This is a genomic window from Candidatus Desulfolinea nitratireducens (assembly GCF_982879505.1).
In genome coordinates this window covers 1-22,437 of sequence record NZ_CEYOSI010000030.1, presented here as the reverse complement: position 1 = coordinate 22,437, position 22,437 = coordinate 1, and the positions used below count along the sequence as shown (strand labels likewise).

Here is a 22,437-nt window from a genome sequence, read left to right as displayed (position 1 = left end):
AGGATGTAATGCTTAAATTCTCTGCGCGCGGCACGGTTGCCATAATTTTGGTTGAGGAAGGTGAAGAGGTTGCCAAGGATCAAATTATCATTCAACTCGCCGATCAGGAGCAGGCAGAGGCTTCTCTTCGCGCGGCTGAACTGGAGTTGACCACTGTCCAGCAGGCCTACGATGATTTTGTCCGCACAGGCGGGCTCGCAACAGCCGATGCCTGGCAAAGCTATTTAGCCGCACAAATTATTCGGGCCGAAGCAGAACGTGAATGGGAAAAGCTGAATATTGACGATCTTCAAGATGATATTGACGATGCCAGAGCTGATGTCAGTGATCGCGAAGAAGATCTGCAAGATGAACAAGATGAACTCGATAAATATATAGATCTTGACGAGGAAAATACCAAACGGAAAAATGCAGAAGATGATCTTGAGGATGCGCAGGAAGATCTAAACGAAGCCCTCCGTGATCTGGAAGAGGCGATTCGAGATTTGGATGAGGTCCGAGCCGATTTGGATTCCGCTCTCGCAGTAGAGGCAGAAGCAAAGCGAGATTACGAAGTGCGTGCGGAGGATGGACTTGATCCCGATGAAAAAAGACTGCTCGAGGCTCGATTATCAAATGCCAAGGCCCAGGTTGCTGCGGCTGAGAATATTCTTGATGGCTATCAGTTAAAAGCTCCCTTTGATGGGACGCTTACTGATATCAATGTGGAGATTGGGCAATTGGTGGGTCCTGAACAGTGGGCAGCACAAATTGCTGATTTTAGCGAGTTCTATGTCGAAACCAGCGACCTGACAGAGTTGGAAGTGGTCAAAGTTTACGTCGGCCAGCCCGTGGAGATCATCCCCGATGCATTGCCAGAATTGATATTGGATGGCAGCGTGGAGAGTATCGGGCAGTCATTTAAGACGCAGGCGGGTGATATTATTTACACAGTCAAAATTCGTCTTGATGAAAGCGATTCCGCGTTACGATGGGGTATGACTGTTGAAGCAACCTTGTTGGATGAGTAGATAAATTAAGAATAGGACTTACGCATTTTTACAGTCCTATTCCCAATGCTCTGCGTTGGAGTATTGTAGACAAGCTACAACGCAGCAAGAAAAAAGGTATTTTGGGTAAGTCCTGAAGAAGATGAACGACAACTCCCTCTCATAGAAGAGGGAATTGTCGTTTAAAGGGTAGCAAGCTGTTATTTGATCGAGAAAATCCTTGTTAGTCAGGCAGTTGCACTCCCTGTTCAAGTATGCTAAACTACGGCAGTGTTTTCCTTTTATGCGAGGAAAAAAAGAGAGCGAAACATATCCACAATTTGGGGTATCGGCTATTGTATAATCTTTCTACTGACCTGGCTATGAAGATTCGCAATCCGGATTTGCGTATCTGTAACCAGAATTAATGAACACTGCGAAGAAATAAAAATTACGTAAAAACTCTTTCATACTCTTGACCCTTACCGTATATACCTGTACGATTATTAATTGAGCTATATTTAATGTTTTACGTGTCTTTGGTTATTTATTCGTGTTATCACTTTAGATTTAATTGGTAGCGTAAGCACAAAATATTTGTATTGAATATTTATCAATACTTATAGAATGACAACAAAAATATTTCAATAGAAGGAGGTGATGGTGACATTTTTTTGTGGCGTTGTCTGCCAGGTATATTAACCCCGATCCCGGGGTACTACAATTACCCCCCTTAGAAAGAGGAGAAGAACTATGTCTAAACGTTTATTTGCTGTATTTGCAGCGCTGATGATTGTCGGATTGATTCTTACTGCATGTGGCCCGAAAGCCCCTGCGTTTGAATGCACCGATGCAATTGGCTGTCTTGATGTTGCTCCTGATGAGCCTGTCCACCTGGCTTATATGCTGACCATCTCTGGTGCAACCGCATTCCTTGGTGAAGATTCCAAAGGCGCAATTGAGATTGCCATAGATGATCGCGATGGAAAGATTCTTGGCCACGATATTGTGTTGACTGGCGAAGATTCTGGGTGTAGCGCTGAAGGCGGTCAAACTGCTGCCACAAAAGTTGCTTCTGACCCGACCATTGTCGGCGTGATTGGCACAAACTGCTCCAGTGCGGCCACTGCTGCTATTGATACCATCAGCAGTGCTGGCTTGGTAATGATTTCTTCATCCAATACCGCCCCCGCTCTGACCATTGAAGGTCAAACCTGGAAACCTGGCTACTATCGCGTTTGCCACACCGACCTTTTCCAGGGTGCGGTTGCTGCTGAGTTTGCTTATAATGAATTGGGCGCACGCACCACTGCTACCATCCATGATGGCAGCCCCTATGCTGACCAACTTCAGGCTGTTTATGCCAAGCGCTTTATTGAATTGGGCGGCGAAGTAACCTTCGCTGGCGCAGTCAATATCGGTGATACCGATATGCGCACTGTTTTGACCACTGTTGCGGCTGATGGCCCCGACGTACTTTACTTCCCGATCTTCGAGCCAGAAGGCGACTTCATCGTTGCACAGTCTTCTGAAATCGCTGGTTTGGAAAACACCACCCTCATGGGCGCTGACGGCCTCCTGGCTGACTCCTTCCCTGAGAATGCTGGCCCCAACTCTGTTGGTATGTATCTCTCTGGCCCGTACGTTGTTGGTGAGGCTTATGAAGCGTTCCTCGCAAAATGGGATGCCAAATTCGGTGGCGTTCCCCCGAGTGGCTTCCACGCATTCGCTTATGATGGCACCAACATTATCCTTGATGCCGTTGAGGCCGTTGCCGTTGTAGATGAAGATGGCACCCTGCACATCGGGCGTCAGGCTTTGCGCGATAGCATGTCCTCCCTCTCAAATTATGATGGCTTGACTGGTGCGCTGGACTGCACCGACAAAGACTTTGGCGTGGTCGGCATCAGCCACGGCGACTGCGCCACCGGCGGTGCTTTGGGCATCTTCGAACTCGGTCAGGCCGAGTTAGATGGTAACTGGCCACCCCCAGCAATTTACACCCCTGGTGAGTAGGCTTAAGCCTCTAGTATAAAATCTGTAATGAGTCAGAGGGGTTACCCCTCTGACTCATTATTCGTATCTATAACATCTTGTTGGACGCGTTTTCCGGGAGTTCTTTATGCTAAAACAATTTCTTGATCGTTTTTCCTGGGTAGACTTTTTCATGAGACTACTCCAGGTAGCTGCTGTCATAGTTATTATTGTCGGCATTTTCAATTCTTTAGGCGCCACTAAATACACTAGCGGACAATGGGTAACCCTTGTCTTTGCAGGTTTGGCACAGGGTAGTATCTATGCATTGATAGCTTTAGGGTACACGCTGGTATACGGCATTCTTTTGATGATCAATTTTGCGCATGGCGATGTTTATATGGCCGGTGCATTTACTGCCGTATTCCTGGCAAACAGCCTGGCAGCATCCGGTTTCCTCGGTGCCCAACCAGTTATATCGGTGTTATTACTGATCCTTTTGGCGGCTTCTGTTTCGATGGTATTAAATGTGGTTGTCGAGAGGGTTGCCTACCGTCCTCTTCGCGGCGCTCCCCGCCTGGTTCCATTAATTACTGCAATTGGCGCTTCATTTACAATCGAATACACATTCCGTGGATTGTATGGCGCTGAATTTCAATCCTACCCAATCATCCCTGCTCTGGATGGTCAATTCCTGACACTTGCAGGATTTGAAATCCCCTGGACCCAAATTGTGGTTCTAGTTGCTGCAATACTCCTGATGGTCAGTCTTTATTTTTTCATTGAGCGCACCAAGATTGGAAAAGCGATGCGTGCTGTCTCGGAAGACAAAGAAGTTGCTCGCTTAATGGGTATTGATGTAGATAAAACCATAATGATCACCTTTGCTGTCGGGGGGGCTCTTGCTGGCGCAGCCGGTGTGTTCAATGGTATCTTCCGACCTCAAGGTGTTTTCTTCTTCATGGGTTTTATTCCGGGCATCAAAGCCTTTACTGCAGCAGTTCTTGGCGGGATCGGCAATATCCCCGGTGCCATGGTCGGTGGTCTTTTCCTCGGTGTCTTTGAAGCCATCGGCCCGAACTTGATCCTCGAAGGCTTGGGTATCCCTGCTGTAAATCAATTGCGGGATGCATTTGCATTTACGATCCTTGTCCTTATCCTGATCTTCCGCCCGCAAGGTATCTTTGGCGAGCGGTTGGCAGAAAAGAAAGCCTGAGTGAGGTAAAAAGATGATAAAAACACTTCAGGAAAACTTCCAGAAGATTCAAAAATTCGCCCTGCTAGGCGGCATTGTCGCAATTTATCTTGTCGCAGTTGGCATGGTTGAAACCTTTGCACAGCGTAACCTGATTGGCACATCCCTGTCATTGGGACATGCTTTCCTTGTCCTCGGTCCAATTGGTGTGGGTATTCTTATCGCTCAGGCGATGAAAGAGTCCGAAACAAAATCTATTTACGTTGCTGGCTTTCTTGCAGGAGCACTCTCAAGTGTCTCGTTGATACTTTTCAATATTGTGATCCAGATTTTCGTTATCCAAGCCGACCCAGACGCCGTTTTCTACTTGCGTAATATGTTTGTGAGCTTTACACCGACAGCGTTTGAATTTCTGACTTTCGGGCAGGGGATGGTTCTGGGCAATATCCTGCTATTCTTATTTTTTGGTTTGATGGGAATGCTCGGCGTATCTTTTCTGCGATTCCCGGATAAAATTCGCCGTGGCTGGATCAACAGCCTCATTTGGGTCCTCGCAGTTGGACTATTTTCAGAGAATGTAGCTCAAATTTTACGCGAACTCTTTGGGCCTGGGTTGGGAAAAATTATCTTTTCGAACAAATCAATGAATCCGGTTGCAGCAATTATCCTTTTTGCTGTAGTATTTGCCTTTAGTTATTTCGGTCTTAAAAAAGAAGCCAGCGATAAGTGGGCTGCAATGCCTGAAGAGAAACAGAAGAAAGGCCGCGTTTTCATTATCATAATGGCAATTCTCTTTGTTGCTATACTTCCATGGCTGGTTGGTCTTTTTCTCAGCCAGGCACTCTTCATTATTGGCATGTATGTCATGATGGGTCTGGGATTAAATATCGTGGTTGGTTATGCAGGTCTGCTTGACCTCGGTTACGTAGCCTTTTTCGCCTTTGGCGCCTACACGATGGGGATTCTGACCACTACGGGTGCGCTTGGTCGCAGCGACTTAAATTTCTGGATGGCACTCCCCTTCGCCATGCTGATCGGTGTACTTTGGGGCCTGCTTTTGGGTTTCCCTGTTCTTCGAATGCGTGGTGACTACCTTGCTATCGTTACCCTTGGCTTTGGTGAGATCATTCGTATTCTGGCCCTCTCCAACTGGCTAGCTCCCTTTGGCGGCGGTGCTCAAGGTATTCTCCACATTCCTCAGCCAGAGTTCTTTGGACTTTCAATGAACAGCCCACAGGCTATGTATTACCTGGTTGTGTTGGGTGCGGTTCTCGCAGCTTTTGTAACCATCCGTCTGCGGGATTCGCGTCTTGGTCGTCAGTGGATGGCCATGCGTGAGGATGAAGATGTTGCTGAAGCAATGGGGATTAATTTGATCCAAACCAAATTACTGGCATTCTCAATCGGTGCTGCATTTTCAGCTCTTGCGGGTGCGATCTTTGCCGCACGCTTGGGAAATATTTTCCCCCATAGTTTTAACATCCTCATCTCCATCAACGCGCTTGCACTCATTATCGTCGGCGGCCTGGGCAGTATCCCTGGTGTAGTCGTTGGTGCAATCATCCTGATCGGCTTACCTGAAATGCTTCGCGAGTTTGCTGAATACCGCCTGCTGATGTACGGTATGCTTCTCATTATCATGATGATTGTGAAACCCGATGGTTTCATGCCAGAAGCAAGACGGAGCCAGGAGCTGCGAGACGAAAAAGATACTCTTCCCAAGCAAGCTGCTGGAACAGAAGGTTAGGAGGCCATTATGGGAGTAATTCTCAAAACAAAAAATGTTACAAAACGCTTTGGTGGCTTGATCGCTGTTGACAAATTTGAAATTGACGTACAAGAAAACTCCATCTCCAGCGTCATTGGTCCAAATGGCGCCGGGAAAACAACTTTTTTCAACTGTATTACCGGTTTCTATAAGCCCACTGAAGGAAAAATTATCTTTGACGGGCATTATATTCAGGGGTTGACTACAGATCGCATTACTAATCTGGGCATTTCGCGAACCTACCAGAATATTCGGCTCTTCTCGAAGATGACAGCTATCGAAAATATTCTGGTTGGTCAGCATCCTCATTTGAAAACCTTCTGGTTCGAAGCCATTATTAAAAACAAACGCTTCTTAAAGGAGGAGGAAGATGCACTCCAGGAGGCAATTCGCCTGCTTAGTTTTGTCGGCCTAAGTGGATTGGGAGATCAGGTGGCACATAACCTGCCTTACGGCGCCCAGCGTCGTCTGGAAATCGCCCGTGCCCTGGCCAGTAAACCTAAACTTCTATTACTTGATGAACCAACTGCTGGTATGAATCCGAATGAATCCAGGGATCTGATGAATTTTATCCGCCGTCTTCGCGACGAATTGGAAATCACTATTTTGCTTATCGAGCATGATATGAAGGTGGTCATGGGCATCAGCGAAGAGATTTGGGTGATGGATTTTGGCCAAAAAATTGCAGAAGGAACACCGCTTGAAATTCAACGCAACCCCAGGGTGATCGAAGCCTATCTGGGACGCGGCGCGGCTTCTGGCTTGAATCTTGAAGCTAAAGGCGTAGAGGCCTAGAACCGGGAGAAGACCAATGGCAATGCTGGAAATTAATGACATCCATACATACTATGGCAATATTCATGCCCTGAAAGGTGTCTCCCTGACTGTGGAAGAAGGCGAGATCGTTACCTTGATCGGGGCGAATGGTGCAGGTAAGACCACAACCCTGCGCACTATTACCGGGCTACTTACCCCGCGCGAAGGCTCAATCACCTATGAAGGTGAGAATATAACTGGCATCCCCGCGCATGAGCTAGTCTACAAGCAAGTTGCAATGGTTCCTGAAGGACGTGGTGTTTTTGCAAAACTGACCGTACTGGAAAATCTCGAAATGGGAGCTTACAGCCGGAATGATAAAGAAGGCATAGTAAGCGACTTTGATCGTGTATTTAGCTTATTCCCGCGCCTCAAAGAACGACGGAAACAAGTGGCCGGTACATTATCTGGTGGTGAACAGCAAATGCTTGCCACGGGCCGTGCCATGATGGCAAAGCCGCGTCTTCTGCTGCTTGATGAGCCCTCGATGGGCCTTGCACCTGTTCTTGTTGACAGCGTTTTCGATGCCATCGTTGAGATCAATAAAGAAGGGACAACCATCCTTCTTGTTGAACAGAACGCCCTTATGGCACTCTCTGTTGCTAATCGTGGCTATGTTCTTCAAACCGGCCAAATCGTCCTTCATGACGATTCTGCCGCACTCAAACAAAATGAAATGGTTCAAAAAGCCTATCTTGGGATGGACTAGAACCAACTAAGTATCCATCCTGAAAATATCCCGTAGTGGCGACTTTAGCCGCTCTTTACGGCTGAAGCCGTTACTACAAAAGAATTTTAGGATAGGTTCTAAACAAGAACCCCGGAAATTTGTTCAGAATTTGGAGATGTTCGGTAGCAATCCTGCCGGACATCTTTTTTGTAATCAGGTAAAATAATCTTATGAGAATACTCAGCGCGAGTGACGTACGTAAATCCCTTCCAATGCGTGCCACCATCGAGGCAATGAAGAATGCCTACGCCTCCTTTAGCGCCGGGCAGGCCATCATACCGCTCCGTACTGCGCTCCCGATCAAATCTCAGGACGCTACCAGCCTTTTCATGCCTGCCTATATCCACGATCCTAAAGTTGATGATGCCCTTGCCATCAAAATCGTCTCCCTTTTTCCTAAAAACCCAGCGCAGAACCTCGACTTTATTCAGGCTGTCGTTCTCGTCCTCGACCCTCTAAACGGCAAAACAATCGCTCTTTTGGAAGGGAGCACACTCACCGCCATTCGTACTGGTGCGGCATCAGGCGCCGCCACGGATCTTCTTGCTCGTCCGGATAGTCGTGTTGCCACAATATTTGGGGCAGGCACACAAGGCCGCACCCAGCTCGAGGCGATCTGCAGCGTTCGGGAGATCGACACTGTTTGGATTGTAGATCCTGACCCACAGCGTGCCAAAAACTTTGTGGACGATATGACTGGGATGGCTCCCATTCCTGCGGATATCCGTATCACCCGCGACCCCAAAGAGGCCCTTTCCAGCACAGATATCATCTGCACTGCAACAACCTCCACCTCACCCGTTTACCAGGTAGCGGATGTGCAACCCGGCACCCATATCAATGGGGTCGGTTCCTATACCCTAGCGATGATCGAGAATCCACCAGAACTCCTTGCCAATACAACCATTTTTATTGATTCCCTGGATGCGATCCTGGCCGAAGCAGGTGAGATCGTTGCTGCGATTAATAAAAAAGAAATTTTCCCCGCTGAGTTAACAGAACTCGGTGACCTTATTCTCGGAAATGCTTCAGGGCGTAAGAATCAAAAAGAGATCACCTTCTTTAAATCTGTCGGCATCGCCGTTCAGGATGCCATGGCGGCCCAACTTGCTCTTAAGAATGCTGAGGTAATGAATCTTGGACAGGAATTTGAATTTTAGATGGCCGGAATCGGAAATTCAAAGTCGGCATAGAGTCGCCATATAAATGAAAGTAAAAAATGACCATAAAAAATAAATTAAAAATCGTTCAGGATTGGCTGCCGCGTTATACGGGTACCGCCCTCAAAGATTTCGCCGACTATATTTTGTTGACCAACTTTGAGCATTACCTCCATCTTTTTTCAGAATGGTACAATGCCCCCATCCGCGGCCATGAAAAGCCAATGCCCAACGTTACGGCAAATGGGATCACCCTGATCAATTTTGGGATTGGCAGCCCGAATGCCGCTTTAATCATGGATTTGCTGAGCGCAATTACACCAAAAGCGGCTCTCTTCCTGGGTAAGTGTGGTGGCCTAAAGAAAAAAACTGCCCTGGGCGACTTTATTCTCCCCATCGCAGCTATCCGGGGTGAGGGGACTTCCAATGATTATTACCCTCCCGAAGTTCCCGCACTGCCTGCATTCAACCTGCAAAAAGCCGTATCGACCACGATCCGCAACCACGAACTCGATTATTGGACAGGCACCGTCTACTCCACCAATCGCCGTGTTTGGGAGCATGACGAGGACTTTAAAACATATCTCGAGAGCATTCGCACCATGGCAATAGATATGGAAACTGCCACCCTTTTCATTACTGGCTTTGCCAACCAGATTCCCACTGGAGCATTACTCCTTGTCTCTGATCGACCGATGATCTCAGCCGGGATCAAAACAGCTAAAAGCGATCAAAAAGTAACCGAAGATTATGTCGATAAGCATCTTCGCCTTGGCATTGATGCCCTAAACGAACTTATTAATCATGGATTGACCGTCAAACACTTACGCTTTTAACGGTATTTCCACTATAAATCTCTATGACAGCAGCTGAAATTATCACTATCGGCACCGAGATCCTCCTTGGTGAAATTGTTGACACCAACACCCGTCATATCGCGCTTAATTTGCGCGATCTGGGTGTGGGCTTGTACCGCACGATTACCATTGGCGATAATGTTGAGCGGATCGCTGAATCTATTCGCGAATCCATGCAGCGTGCTGAAATCGTGATCACAACGGGTGGGCTTGGTCCCACCGTGGACGACCCAACCCGTGAAGCTGTTGCCCTGGCTGTGGGTGTGGAAACCGAATTTATCCCCGAGCTTTGGGAGCAAATTGCCAAACGGGTTTCTCTTTATGGGCGCAAACCCACTGAAAATCAGAAACGACAAGCCTATGTGCCAAAAGGGGCGCTTCCTATCGAAAATCCCGTTGGTACTGCCCCTTGCTTTATTTTTGAAACTGAACGCAACGCTGTTATCTCCCTCCCCGGGGTGCCCCGTGAGATGGAGACCATCCTCCATAATGCAGTTATTCCGTATATTCAGAAACGTTATGATCTGCATGAGATCATCAAGGTTCGCGTGTTGCGTACTTCCGGGGTGGGTGAGGGTCGTATTGATGAGAAAATCGGTGATCTTGAGAAACTTAGAAATCCGACAGTTGGGTTAGCCGCACATACGGGCGTGGTGGATATCCGTCTTGCTGCCAAGGCAAAGACAGAGGCTGAAGCCAATGCAATGATTGCCGAAGTTGAAAACGAGATACGTCAAAGACTGGGAAAAATCATTTTTGGCACTGATCAGGATAAATTGGCGGATGTTACGCTGGCGGCTTTATCAAAACGAGGCTGGAAACTGGTCCTCCTCGAATCAGGTTTGGAGGGTCGCCTCTCAAATCAATTTAGTAAAACCGAAGATCCCGCACTCATCAAATGTGAAAATCGGCAACTCGCAACAAAAGAATTGCTCCCCGCGCTTCAAAAACTAAGAATTGAGAGTGGCGCAGAGGCTGCGCTGGGTATCGCCTTTTTCCCCGGGAAAGATGAGCAAACTGCAGAATTTTCACTGATTACTCCAGAAAAAGAGAAATCCCGTATCCTGCGCTATGGAGGGCATCCACAAAATGCACTGAGTTGGGCACCGAATATTGCGATTAATATTTTGCGACGGGCGGTCATGAAGTAATGGCTCCAAAGCGAAAACGCACTTCCATATTTTTGATCGGAATTTGGTCCCTGAATATTTTCGGTGCCATCGGACTGGCAGGGATCTTCTTCTTTAACCAGGCCGAAAATCCCTTTCTCCCACCGCCCTCACCTGCTAACGTTGAGATAGTAAATTCCCCACCCCCTCAGGCAGCCGCCCTCCCCGCATCGACCAGTGTACAGCCCCCCACAATCTATTTCCTTCCTACTATAACGCCCAATCCGCGTAGCACGCTAATTGCAGCTGTTACACCGACAGCGTTTGAATTTCTTGTGGACACTAGTAAAAAACAAGCAGCGGCGATTGGTTATTCGGTATTGGGACGTCCTTTGGAAGTTTTTCGATTTGGGAATGGTCCCAGCGAACGGCTGATCGTTGCAGGGATTCATGGTGGTAATGAATGGAATACAATTGCCCTTGCTGATGAATTAATTGCACACCTGGAAGAGCATCCAGAAAGTGTTCCTGAAAATGTGAGCCTTTATATATTGCGCAGTCTCAATCCAGATGGAGAGGCACGCGCTCATGGTTACGAGGGGCGTGCAAACGAAAACGGCGTTGATTTGAACCATAACTGGCCTTATCATTGGAAAGCAGAATGGGATCGTAAGGGATGCTGGAAATATCTCCCATTGACAGCGGGAACACATCCCGCCTCTGAACCTGAGACGATTGCACTGATGAATTTCATTAGCCTCCATGACTTTGATGCACTCATTAGTTATCATAGTGCGGCTTTGGGAATCTTCGCGGGTGGGTTACCGCCTTTTGCGCCTTCTGAACGTTTGGCAAAAAGTCTCAGTAATATTAGTCCATACACTTATCCTCCCATTGATACTGGCTGCGATTATAGCGGCAACCTGGCAGATTGGGTCTCTTCCGTGAAAGGAATCCCCTCGGTGGATATTGAGCTTTTAACTCATGAATACACTGATTTTGACGTCAACCTGCGAGTTTTGAAAGTTTTTTTGAATTGGCAACCGTGATCTTGCCCTTGTCTTCTTAGGCCAGACCTCTGACATAATAAGTGCTCTCGGCGGTGTCCCCGTCGCCACACTCTGCTAGTATTATCCAGTCAAGCTGGACGAACGGTGCTACGCGAAGGACGGCGGCTGGGGCAGTGTCAAAAACGGACTTTTGCATAAAATCTTCTATATAAAAAGAGCCAGAGAGTTTTCTCTCTGGCTCTTTGAGATTATTATTCGGGTTATTTAGCGTAATCGATCGCCCGTGTTTCACGAATTACAATTACTTTGATCTGACCGGGATATTGCATGGTCTCTTCGATTTGTTTGGCAATATCACGCGCCAGTTTTCCTGCGGTGAAATCGTCAATATCTTCAGGGCGGACGATAATGCGTACTTCACGTCCGGCCTGGATCGCGTAGGCATTTTGAACGCCATCGAAAGAAGAGGCTAAATCTTCAAGGGCGCGGATCCGCTTGATATAGGCCTCGAGGTCTTCACGGCGTGCGCCGGGGCGGGCACCAGAGATGGCATCTGCAGCTTCGACAATAACAGCCTCAACGGATGCCTGATCAACCTCGTGATGATGAGAAGCAATTGTATTAAGAACACTCTCGTTTATTACTCCATAACGGCGGCAAAATTCTGCACCAAGCTGGGCGTGGGTACCGTCCTGGTTGTGATCCATCGCCTTGCCAATATCGTGCAAAAATCCACCCAGTTTGGCAGTTTCAATATCTGCACCTAATTCTGAAGCCAAAATGCTGGCGAGCTTGGCTGCTTCGACCGCATGGGCGAGCTGGTTTTGTCCATAAGATGTGCGGAATTTGAGCCGTCCCATCATGCGCAGGATCTCAGGTTTCAGCCCACTAATCCCGGCGTCAAAAGCGGCTTGTTCCCCCGCCTCGGCCATGACCTTGTCAACGGCTTTGGTTTCTTCTTTGACGATCTTTTCGATATGTGCAGGATGGATGCGACCATCGAGGGTCAGGCGCTCCATGGCTCGACGGCCAATTTCACGGCGAACCGAATCGAAGCAGGAGATGGTGACTGCATCTGGTGTATCATCGACGATCACATCCACACCGGCGGCCTGTTCAAAAGCCCGGATATTTCTTCCGTTGCGCCCAACGATTCTACCTTTCATATCGTCGTTGGGGATGGGGACGATCTTGGATGTCACCTCGGCCACATGTTCCGAAGCAACACGCTGGATAGCATCGGCTACAAGTTTTCGGGCACGTTTTTCTCCGTCTTCACGGGCTTCAGCTTCAATTTGGCGGATGATTCGAGCCATATCTCCGTGCGCTTCTTTTTCCACTTCAACCAGGAGAATCTCCTTGGCTTCGTCGGTGGTCATCTTGGAGATCTCTTCCAATTTTTTAAGCTGTTCTTCAAACTGTTTATCAACCTCGTTGGCACGACGATCGACAGCACTTTGACGTTTGTTTACAAGTTGCTCCCGTTGTTCCAAACGTTCGGCGCGTTGGTCTTGTTCGTTGCGACGAGTTTGAATTCTATTGTCATCCTCCGTAAGTTCATTTCTCCGCTTGGCAATATCAGCTTCGGATTCCCGGGTGACCTTCAGAGCGTTGTCGCGCGCCTGGATTTCGATCAACCGCGCCTGCTCTGTTGCTCCCTTGAGAATATCATTGGCTGTATTTTGTTCCTGCTGCCGCTCGCGCTCTCTGAGATAACGATTGACAAAAAAGCCGATCACTGCTCCTAAAAGCAGAGCGAGTCCTGCTGTTATAAAGGGTCCCATGGTATTCATTATTTTCCTCTTAGTTAAACGTTTTTATTCGTTCTCTTCCGTTTGCACTTCTTCCCAAAGTTGTGGGAGTAAGGGGGAGATCACAGCATATGAAAATCCGCGTCGGGCCAAAAAACCGCTAAGTTTCTTGCGAAAATCTTGCCACTCATATTTCGCCAGTTTCCTGGCTTTTTTGATCCCAGCCTGATAGGCCAGAATCTCATCATTTACAAGCTCATCCAGCGTTGATTGAATAACTTCATCTGCAATGCCTTTTTGTCGAAGTTCAACACTCAAGGCTCGGCGTCCACGCGGGCGAAAGCTGTTGCGATTTTCAACCCAAAGCTGTGCAAATTCCTTATCGTTTATAAATTTATTTTGCTCAAGGCGTTCCACTGTTGGCTCAATGAGTATTTCAGGAACCTTATACTTGCGCAAATTTCGTCTGATCTCTGTCTTGGAGCGCGGCCTATAGCTCAGGAAATTGAGCGCTCTCAAATAAGCCATCTCCAACTCATCTTCGGATTTTAGTGCGGCGATATTTTCATCGCTGAGTATTTGCCCAATATGCAACCAGCCAGCCACAATCCGGGTAAGACCGAAGGCGTACTCTCCATCCAGAAAGACACTCACTCTTTGAGTATTCTTTCTCTGTGCTTTGATCGAAGTGATTTTTTGCATCCTTAATAAAAAACAGCCGTATGCCTGCCTGGAGGCCACGACTGTTTCAAGAATTTCTGTTTATGTAAAGACCTACTTTTTATCCTGTTTGCAGGGAGATAGAAATAAGTAGGTGTGGATGACAGAAGTCATCACAGGGTAAGGATGTGCCAGGTCAGCGCATATATAATATTTTGACCCACTTGCTTCACATCACAGTCCATCATTTATAAGATGATGGATTTCCCAAATATGTTTTAGAAGGGCGTACCCTGAAAATTTCCAGAAGATCCGTTTATCAGTCATGGCCGCAATTTGGCGGCAGAGAATTTTCGTTATAATAATCTATTACAGATTGCATCTATTATACATTAAAAAATGCAAATGTGTTTTTGGTTACACAACTTAATAAACCGTTTGTGTTCAACAAAACAGACCAATCGTTTAAACCTTGCAGGCGTCGTCAAAACAAGTGACAAAAGGAACTACTTATGTAATTAATGTTATGTCATAATGCTACTGGTAGGTTAGATATAATACCTGTAAATAAACGGAGAACCCTAGGAGGTCTCATGATGAAGTTTACTAACGAAGAGGCTTTGGAATACCATCGTCTGAAGGGGAAACCAGGCAAGATTGAAGTTATCCCCACTAAACCCATGGATACGGCCCGCGAATTGAGTTTGGCTTACTCGCCAGGCGTAGCCGTTCCGGTTTTGGCTATTGCCGAAAATCCGGAAAATGCTTATGAATATACATCAAAAGGGAATCTTGTTGCTGTTGTGAGTAATGGCACAGCGATTTTGGGCTTGGGAGATCTGGGCCCTTTGGCTTCAAAACCTGTAATGGAGGGGAAAGGTGTTCTCTTCAAAAAATTCGCTGATATAGATGTTTTTGACATCGAAGTGGATGAATTGGATGTTGAGGAATTGATCAAAGTAGTTGCGGCGATAGCCCCAACTTTTGGCGGGATCAACCTTGAAGATATCAAAGCCCCCGAGTGTTTTGAAGTTGAAACGCGTCTCAAGAAAATGCTTGATATTCCTGTTTTCCATGATGACCAGCACGGGACTGCGATCATCTCATCTGCTGGTTTGTTGAATGCCCTGGAAATAGTTGGCAAAAAGATCGGTGAGATCAAGGTCGTCGTCAATGGCGCCGGGGCTTCGGCAATTTCGTGCAGTAAACTGGCCATTCAACTTGGTGTGAAACCTGAAAACCTGACCATGCTTGATTCGCGCGGTGTTCTTCATACCGAGCGTGAGGGCTTGAATAAATACAAGAAAGAATTTGTCATCGAAACCAAAGACCGTACTCTGGCCGATGCCATGAAAGATGCGGATGTATTTTATGGGCTTTCGGTTGCGGATGTTGTAACCCAGGATATGGTTAAATCTATGGCGAAAGACCCAATTATTTTCGCAATGGCGAACCCTGATCCTGAGATCAAGCCGGAATTAGCCAAGGAAGTCCGTCCGGATTGTATTATGGCGACGGGACGTTCGGATTACCCGAATCAGGTCAATAATGTTTTGGGTTTCCCCTTTATCTTCCGTGGGGCTCTTGATGTTCGTGCAAGCGCAATTAATGATGAGATGAAATTGGCTGCAGTAAAGGCATTGGCAGATTTGACCCATGAAGATGTGCCCGATAGCGTATTGCGGGCCTACAATAAGGAAAGTATGAAATTTGGACGCGAGTACATCATCCCGACCGCGCTTGATCCGCGTGTCCTCTTGTGGGAGGCTCCGGCAGTGGCACAAGCAGCGATGGATACCGGTGTAGCCCGTAAGCAAATTGACATCGAGGAATATCGCGAGCAGTTGGCTTTCCGACAAGGCAAGGGGGCCCGCGTTCGTCACCTTATCATGAATAAAGCCAAATCCGATGGTGGCAAAAAACGGATTGTCTTTGCTGAGGGTGAAGAGACCAAGGTTATTCGCGCTGCGCACCGGATTAAGGAAGAGGGGATCGGTACTCCAATTTTGCTCGGTCGCCCGGATGTGATTGAGGCAACTATTGAAGATCTTAGCCTGCCATGTTGTCCAGAGATGTTTAACCCGGACGACTTCGCAAGGCACGAGGAATATGCCAAGGCTTATCATGACCTCCGAGATCGTAAAGGCGTTACATTAGCGATTGCACGCAAACGAGTAAGAGATGCTAACATCCTGGGGCCAATGCTGGTAAAAATGGGAGATGCAGATGCTTTCATATCAGGTCTGACAGTCGAATATCCCGATGTGATTCGCCCTGCATTGCGCATTCATCATACTTCTAAAGAGACGACCCGCGCCGCCGGAGTTTATATAATGATTGTGGACGACCGTGTCTATCTCTTTACAGATGCGACCGTAAATATCGAGCCTTCTGCTGAAGACCTGGCTGAAATTGCCTGCCTGGCTGCGGATTATGCCAAACAACTGGAACTTGATCCGCAGGTGGCATTCCTGTCATTCTCCAATTTTGGATCGACTCCGCATCCACTTTCAAATAAGGTTGCTAAAGCTGTCGAGTTGGTGAAGAAAAAACGTCCCGACCTCAGAGTTGATGGTGAGATGCAAGCTGATACTGCGGTTGTTGCGGATATCATTGAAAAACGCTATTCCTTCAGTGAGGTAAAAGATGCCAACGTTCTCGTCTTCCCCTCGCTCGAATCTGCCAATATTGCCTATAAGCTGCTGGCACGGCTTGGTAAAGTCCAGACAATTGGTCCCATCCTGCTCGGTATGGGTGCTCCAGTTCACGTTTTGCAAACCGGCGACGAGGTAAACGATATCGTCCAGATCGCTGCTGTAGCCGTGATGGATGCCATGAATCGCAAATAGAGACTTTTAGAGGTGATTAAAAGGACGACAGTTTTCTGTCGTCCTTTTTTTATGGTGACAATTTTCAAATACAGCTTGACACTCCCACCCCTCTGCATATAATAAACAAAAACGAACGCGGAGATCAGTTGCTGCGCAGCCGTCCAGAGAGCCACCGATAAGTGTGAGGTGGTCGGAAAAGCAGCGAATTCCCCTCCGCTTGGGTGCTGAGCCTCACCAGGCACCTGCGTTTCCTTCGCAGGGATCATCATTGGTCGTAAGAAGGACGGGCGCGCCCGTTATCGCGTCATAGAGGTTGTACTCGCTTTTATAAGTGAGAATAACGAAAGCAGGTGGCACCACGAGCGCCCCCTCGTCCTGCTGTGGACCGGGGGCGTATTTTATTTCAACCTGGAGGTGCAAAATGCTCGATATTCGTTTATTTCGTGAAAATCCTGATCTGATTCGCAAGGCGCTCGAAAAACGCCAGGCAGATGCTTCGGTTGTGGATTCCATTTTAGCGTTGGATGATCGCCGTCGCGTCATTCTTGGCGAGGTTGAAAAGCTTAAATCTGAGCGTAATACCGTCTCAAAAGAGATTAGCCGCATGAAAGATGCCGAGTCACGGCAGGCCAGGATCGAGGCGATGCGTGCCGTTGGTGACAAGATCAGCGAGTTGGACAATGAACTTCGCAATGTGGATGCGGAATTAACAGCGACCATGTCCACGCTGCCAAATATCCCCAGTGAGAAAACCCCCTATGGAGTGGATGAGAGCGAGAATGTTGTTCTTAAAACCATAGGTGAGATGCCCGAATATGATTTTGAACCGAAAGCGCACTGGGACCTTGGGCCTGCTCTCGGGATCATAGACTTTGAGCGCGGCGTCAAGATCACCGGATCCCGCTTTTACGTGCTCAGCGGCGCGGGTGCACGCTTACAGCGTGCTTTAATTGCCTATATGCTCGACCTGCATATCAAACAGGGCTATACCGAAAAATATACGCCCTTTATGGTCAAGACTGCGACTGTCTACGGGGCAGGGCAATTACCCAAATTTGCCGATAATCTCTATAAAGATCACGAAGAAGATTTGTATATGGTCCCCACCGCTGAGGTCTCATTGACTGGTTATCATATGGATGAAATTTTCAAAGAAGAGGATCTTCCAAAATATTACACCGCCTACACGCCCTGTTTTCGCCGTGAGAAAATGAGCGCAGGACGGGATGTGCGTGGCATCAAGCGCGGTCATCAATTTGACAAGGTTGAGATGTATATGTACGTCAAACCTGAAGATTCAGAAGCCGCATTTGACAAAATGATGGCGGATGCTGAAGAAACTGTCGCTCTGCTGGGATTGCCCTATCGCATCCATCAGCTTTGCACCGGAGATCTGGGTTTTGGGGCCACGATCACCTATGATATCGAGGTCTGGGCAGCGGGATGTAACGAATGGCTGGAGGTTTCATCGGTATCCAATGTGACCGACTTCCAGGCCCGCCGCGCAAATATCCGTTATCGACCTGAAGACAGTGGCAAGAATCGCTTTGTGCATACCCTCAATGGCTCGGGTTTGGGTTTGCCGCGGATCATGATCGCGATCATGGAAAATTATCAACAGCCCGATGGCTCGATCATCATTCCTGAAGTCCTGCGCCCCTGGATGGGTGGGATCGAGGTCATTCAGGCTGAATAGCCATTAAATGTTCTCCCCCGGTGGAGCAGGTGGAGCCAGTGGGGTAACGTCCCGCAGGTTCCCGTAATTCAAGCTCTCATACAAATAAACCTGCGGGACGCTCATAACAAGTTCCGCGCGCGCGAATGAACATGTTCTCCTCCCGTACGACGGGGGGAGCCAGAGGGGGGGCTGGGCCTTTGAAATCAGATAAGCTGAGTAAGCTTTACTACCTGGATAAAGATTTTGCGTAGAAGGTTAATGAATTACTAAATATAATAGGTAACTGATCAACCTAATCAGGGATGTCTTTGCGAGGAGGGCTTTTTCCGACGAAGCAATCTCCACGGCGGTGCAGGAGACTGCCACGTCGCACACCTGCCCTAGCGGGCGGCGCAAGGGAGAGCATGCTCCTCGCAGAGACATTTCTAAAGAGATCCCTGGGTACTTACCGCAATAGATAAAATAAAGAGGAGAAAATTATGCCTGCCTGGCTTGAAACATCTGTAACTGTCCTGACACTGATCGTCATGCTGCTTGGCCTCTTTGGCCTGATCGTTCCCATCTTCCCCGGGTTGGTGATCATTTGGCTGGCCGCCCTGGGATTTGGTCTGATCACGGGTGCTTTTACCACCACGGGATGGATCATCTTCGGGATCATCACCATGCTGATGGTCGTCGGGAATGTGCTGGACGGTGTCCTGATGGGCGCAAAGGCCCTCGAACATGGCGCCTCGAAACGCTCCCTGGTGCTTGCGCTCATCGCCGGGACTGGAGTCAGTCTTATCCTTTCACCCCTGGGCGGCCTGATCGCCGCACCCCTGGCGCTCTATTTATCCGAGAAATCCCTGGGCCGTTCTGAGGCAGAGGCCCGGGCAACCACGCGTGGATTGATGACGGGCTGGGGCTGGTCCTTTGTTTTGCGATTTGTGATCGGTATTGCGATGATCGTTCTTTGGGCGATTTGGGCCTGAAAATGGCTTAACTTAAACCAAAAACAGGCTTCCAAAAGGAAGCCTGTTTTTTTGCTAAGCCTCTTTTACGCCGCGGGTGCTTCTCCCCGTTCCAGATAACTTTCGATCATAAAGAGATTCTTTTCACCGACGCGCTTGACCACATCCAGCAAGGTTTCCATCGTTGAAACCTCCTCAACCTGCTCGGTGACAAACCATTGCAGGAAGGTCTGTGCGGCGAAATCGCGTTCATCCATGGCGATCCCCATCATATGGTGGATTTGATCGGTGACTTCATTTTCCCAATCCAGCGACATCTGGAAACCGGCAGCCGTATCTGCCACCTTGTAGGCGGGGGCACCGATCGCCGGGATCTTCACCTCTGCGCCAATATCCAGCAAATAATGCAAAAATTTCATTGCATGTTCCTGTTCTTCGGCTGCCTGGGCAAAAAAGAACTCGGCAAATTTGGGCAGGGACCGATATTCAAAATAAGCTGCAAGTTGGGTATATTGCAAGGCCGCGCCCATTTCGTTCCCGATCTGGGCATTCATCAGGTTGGCTAATTTTTCGCTGATACGCATTCTCTTATCCTTTTCTCTAGTGAATAAAAAGTTGGATGGGGTCCAAAGACCCCGCCATAAAATTATTATTGAATTTTTTCGAGGGCCTCTTCCGCAGCCGCGCCTGGGGATACTTGCTCCTGGAGTACAGAGATCGTTGCCACTCGCAGGATTTCCCCCAACCTCTGGACGATATCAGCAGGGGGAATCGGTTGCGCGATCAGACTCAATTCGAGCAAAGCAGTATTATTGGTCTCATCCAAGGCAGTCGGGCGGGTGGGGAGATTTCCCAAAGCGCTGGTCCATTCAGCCAGGAATTCGCTCTCAGAAAGGAATTCTGCCAGCTCAACGGCAGCAGGTTGGAGATCGGGAGAGGCTCCGGCCAGCGCCCAAATCCACGCAGATGCCAGGGAGCAGGGGCTTTCCTCCGGGCCAGGAATCGTTGAGAGGGTCGTCTCCGCTGGCATTCTCTTAAAATAATCCGATGTCCAGATGATCGCATTAAGATTTGGCTGGGAGGGTAATGCTGCCCACACTTCTTCAGCGGTGGATATTTCTGCTGATAGCGGAGAAATCAGGTCGCTTTGAAAGAAGCCAAGCAATCTGGTCAATTCCTCGTTGGCAAGGGTGGGTTGTCCCTGCTCATCGCGGAGCAGGGAGCCATTTGCCGTGTAGAGACAAAAAGCAAGTTGCGATTGAGCGTTATCAGCAGGGAATATGATTTGCTTTTTATCTTCCGGGGAATTTTCCGTACTTGAGGGGAGAGTGGTTTCTTCAGCGGAGTGTTGGAGAAGGGCGAGCAAATTAGCGGCAAAAGGGAGCCCGTAGGTCGAATTCTGGATATGCGCCAAAGGACGAACATACGGAAACCAGTCAGGGTCATCCAGGGAGGTTGTCAGGCCGTCGATCGGATGGAGGATCCCTTGCAGCGCGGCAGATTCGAGATCGGGGCGTTTCAGAGCGACCAGATCGGGCATAGCAGAGGGGGCAGCCTGTTTGGCTGCGATGAGGGAGTTGAGCAAACTGGCCTGTCCCTCAACGGATTTGATGCGTACTTCCAGGGTCAGGTCTGGACGGCGATTTTGAAACTCATCCAAACGAGCACGAAGAACTATCCCAGCCTTTGTCTCTGATTTTGGATCAAATTCCGGCGGCAGCCAGATCTGTAAAGTTTGGGGAGCATCATCTTCACCTGCCGGGGTTTCAACCTCCTCTGGAGTGGAAGTCAGAGGGGTGCTTTCTTCCGGGAGGGGAGTGGAAGTTGGAGGCGGGGCTGAGGTAAATGGGAAGCTGGTACAAGCTGCAAGGAACAGAGGCAAAAATGCGAATTGCAAAATGCCGATCATGAAAGGGAGTTTTCTTTGCAGTCTTTTTTTCATTTTAGAGTTTGATCTCTTTGCTGAGAAGTGCAACCAGTAATTTGACGGTGTTTTGTACGTCATTATAATCGACCATTTCCGAAGGAGAATGCACATAACGGCAGGGGATCGAGATCGCGCCAACCGGTACGCCAGCGCGGCTGATCTGGATGGCTCTGGCATCGGTGCTGCCGATCACATCCACCTCATGTTGATGTGGAATGCGGGCCTTCTCGGCGGTGCGTGTGATCCAGTCTACCACGCGAGGATCAGAAACCATCCCGGGATCCCTGATCTTGATCACCGGCCCTTTTCCAAGATCGGCGTTTTTCGTGGGGCTATCAGGGGTATCACCGGAGGAGGTCACATCAACTGCCAGTCCCAGATCGGGGTCGATCCCAAAGGCCGAGGTTGCCGCACCGCGTACGCCGACCTCCTCCTGGGTATCGAAAACAAAATAAAGTTCATGCGGCGTGGATTTTAACTGGCGCATGGTTTCGATCAGGACACTGACGCCAATCCGATCATCCATTGATTTGGCGATCATCCGATGCCCAAGATCATGGAAGGGACGTTCCATTGCAGCCACATCGCCAATTTTGACGGGGCAATCTTTGGGGCTGGTTGCGCCGACATCGATAAACATTTTATCCATCGGGATCAATTTCTTTGCTTCGGTGATATATTCCGCGCCGACGATCCCATAGGTTCCGTTCAGAAATCGAACTCGTGCGCCAACCAGCGTATGCGGGCGAAAAGTGCCGATACTGGTAAAGCGCGCAAAGCCTTTCTTATCGACATGCGTGACGATCAGCCCGATTTCATCCATGTGCGCGGCGAGCATGATCTTCTTCCCCCCCGATCCCTTGAGTGCGATCAGGTTGCCAAGTGCGTCTACACGGATCTCATCGGCAAGATCTTTGATCTCCGTCGTGATGACATCTCGAATGGGGCCTTCGTAGCCTGAGGGGCTGAAGGTTTCGGTAAGTTTTTTGATTAATGATCTCATGTTACGCACCTAAAGGTAGAACCGGGAACTGAGCTTGTAATTTGCGTAAT

18 protein-coding genes are annotated in these 22,437 nt (G+C 48.6%); 13 read left to right on the top strand and 5 right to left on the bottom strand.

Going from position 1 to position 22,437, the window contains the following annotated elements; translation table 11 throughout:
- The 10 genes from AC3DOM_RS04365 to AC3DOM_RS04320 all read left to right on the top strand — a co-directional run.
- Positions 1-1,010, top strand: a 1,010-nt coding sequence (locus AC3DOM_RS04365) for an HlyD family secretion protein (RefSeq protein WP_487917805.1), incomplete at its 5' end; no start/stop codon positions are given.
- A gap of 711 nt (positions 1,011-1,721) precedes the next feature.
- Positions 1,722-2,984 carry a branched-chain amino acid ABC transporter substrate-binding protein gene (locus tag AC3DOM_RS04360; protein WP_487917804.1) on the top strand — a complete coding sequence of 421 codons (1,263 nt, stop codon included), beginning with the start codon at positions 1,722-1,724 and terminating at the stop codon, positions 2,982-2,984.
- 106 nt (positions 2,985-3,090) lie between these two features.
- Complete coding sequence (locus AC3DOM_RS04355) at positions 3,091-4,158, top strand: branched-chain amino acid ABC transporter permease (protein WP_487917803.1); 1,068 nt, start codon at positions 3,091-3,093, stop codon at positions 4,156-4,158.
- A 13-nt stretch (positions 4,159-4,171) separates the two neighbouring features.
- Positions 4,172-5,884, top strand: coding sequence for an ABC transporter permease subunit (locus AC3DOM_RS04350; RefSeq protein ID WP_487917802.1), 1,713 nt, complete (start codon positions 4,172-4,174; stop codon positions 5,882-5,884).
- Between the two features lie 9 nt (positions 5,885-5,893).
- Positions 5,894-6,700 (top strand): ABC transporter ATP-binding protein, encoded by an 807-nt coding sequence (locus tag AC3DOM_RS04345; RefSeq protein ID WP_487917801.1) that lies wholly within the window; start codon positions 5,894-5,896, stop codon positions 6,698-6,700.
- Between the two features lie 16 nt (positions 6,701-6,716).
- Positions 6,717-7,430 (top strand): ABC transporter ATP-binding protein, encoded by a 714-nt coding sequence (locus AC3DOM_RS04340; protein WP_487917800.1) that lies wholly within the window; start codon positions 6,717-6,719, stop codon positions 7,428-7,430.
- A 191-nt stretch (positions 7,431-7,621) separates the two neighbouring features.
- Entirely contained in the window at positions 7,622-8,611 is a 990-nt protein-coding gene (locus tag AC3DOM_RS04335; protein ID WP_487917799.1) for an ornithine cyclodeaminase family protein, read from the top strand.
- Between the two features lie 59 nt (positions 8,612-8,670).
- Positions 8,671-9,447, top strand: coding sequence for an AMP nucleosidase (locus AC3DOM_RS04330; protein ID WP_487917798.1), 777 nt, complete (start codon positions 8,671-8,673; stop codon positions 9,445-9,447).
- 23 nt (positions 9,448-9,470) lie between these two features.
- Complete coding sequence (locus tag AC3DOM_RS04325; protein ID WP_487917797.1) at positions 9,471-10,619, top strand: competence/damage-inducible protein A; 1,149 nt, start codon at positions 9,471-9,473, stop codon at positions 10,617-10,619.
- The gene (locus tag AC3DOM_RS04320; RefSeq protein WP_487917796.1) at positions 10,619-11,626 is read left to right on the top strand and encodes a M14 family metallopeptidase; all 1,008 of its coding nucleotides are present in this window, start codon (positions 10,619-10,621) and stop codon (positions 11,624-11,626) included. Before AC3DOM_RS04325 ends, AC3DOM_RS04320 begins: the two co-directional genes overlap by 1 nt.
- 221 nt (positions 11,627-11,847) lie before the next feature.
- Here the strand turns inward: AC3DOM_RS04320 and rny are convergent, their stop codons facing one another.
- Both rny and AC3DOM_RS04310 read right to left on the bottom strand, forming a co-directional pair.
- Positions 11,848-13,380 carry a ribonuclease Y gene (rny, locus tag AC3DOM_RS04315; RefSeq protein ID WP_487917795.1) on the bottom strand — a complete coding sequence of 511 codons (1,533 nt, stop codon included), beginning with the start codon at positions 13,378-13,380 and terminating at the stop codon, positions 11,848-11,850.
- A gap of 24 nt (positions 13,381-13,404) precedes the next feature.
- Positions 13,405-14,040 (bottom strand): regulatory protein RecX, encoded by a 636-nt coding sequence (locus AC3DOM_RS04310; protein ID WP_487917794.1) that lies wholly within the window; start codon positions 14,038-14,040, stop codon positions 13,405-13,407.
- Positions 14,041-14,594: 554 nt separating this feature from the next.
- On the opposite strand from AC3DOM_RS04310, the gene AC3DOM_RS04305 reads away from it, so the two are divergent.
- The 3 genes from AC3DOM_RS04305 to AC3DOM_RS04295 all read left to right on the top strand — a co-directional run bounded on the left by AC3DOM_RS04305 (position 14,595) and on the right by AC3DOM_RS04295 (position 19,478).
- Positions 14,595-16,847: an NADP-dependent malic enzyme gene (locus AC3DOM_RS04305; RefSeq protein WP_487917806.1), complete on the top strand. Its 2,253-nt coding sequence runs from the start codon at positions 14,595-14,597 to the stop codon at positions 16,845-16,847.
- A 403-nt stretch (positions 16,848-17,250) separates the two neighbouring features.
- A complete protein-coding gene (serS, locus tag AC3DOM_RS04300; RefSeq protein WP_487917793.1) occupies positions 17,251-18,525 on the top strand; it encodes a serine--tRNA ligase in 1,275 nt (424 codons plus the stop codon).
- A 461-nt stretch (positions 18,526-18,986) separates the two neighbouring features.
- On the top strand, positions 18,987-19,478 hold the full coding sequence (locus AC3DOM_RS04295; protein WP_487917792.1) for a DUF456 domain-containing protein: 492 nt from the start codon (positions 18,987-18,989) through the stop codon (positions 19,476-19,478).
- Positions 19,479-19,543: 65 nt separating this feature from the next.
- Here the strand turns inward: AC3DOM_RS04295 and AC3DOM_RS04290 are convergent, their stop codons facing one another.
- The 3 genes from AC3DOM_RS04290 to AC3DOM_RS04280 form a co-directional block, all read right to left on the bottom strand.
- A complete protein-coding gene (locus tag AC3DOM_RS04290; protein ID WP_487917791.1) occupies positions 19,544-20,041 on the bottom strand; it encodes a ferritin in 498 nt (165 codons plus the stop codon).
- 65 nt (positions 20,042-20,106) lie between these two features.
- Complete coding sequence (locus AC3DOM_RS04285) at positions 20,107-21,399, bottom strand: extracellular solute-binding protein (protein ID WP_487917790.1); 1,293 nt, start codon at positions 21,397-21,399, stop codon at positions 20,107-20,109.
- Position 21,400: 1 nt separating this feature from the next.
- Positions 21,401-22,387: a M42 family metallopeptidase gene (locus tag AC3DOM_RS04280; protein ID WP_487917789.1), complete on the bottom strand. Its 987-nt coding sequence runs from the start codon at positions 22,385-22,387 to the stop codon at positions 21,401-21,403.
- Positions 22,388-22,437 lie beyond the last annotated feature (50 nt).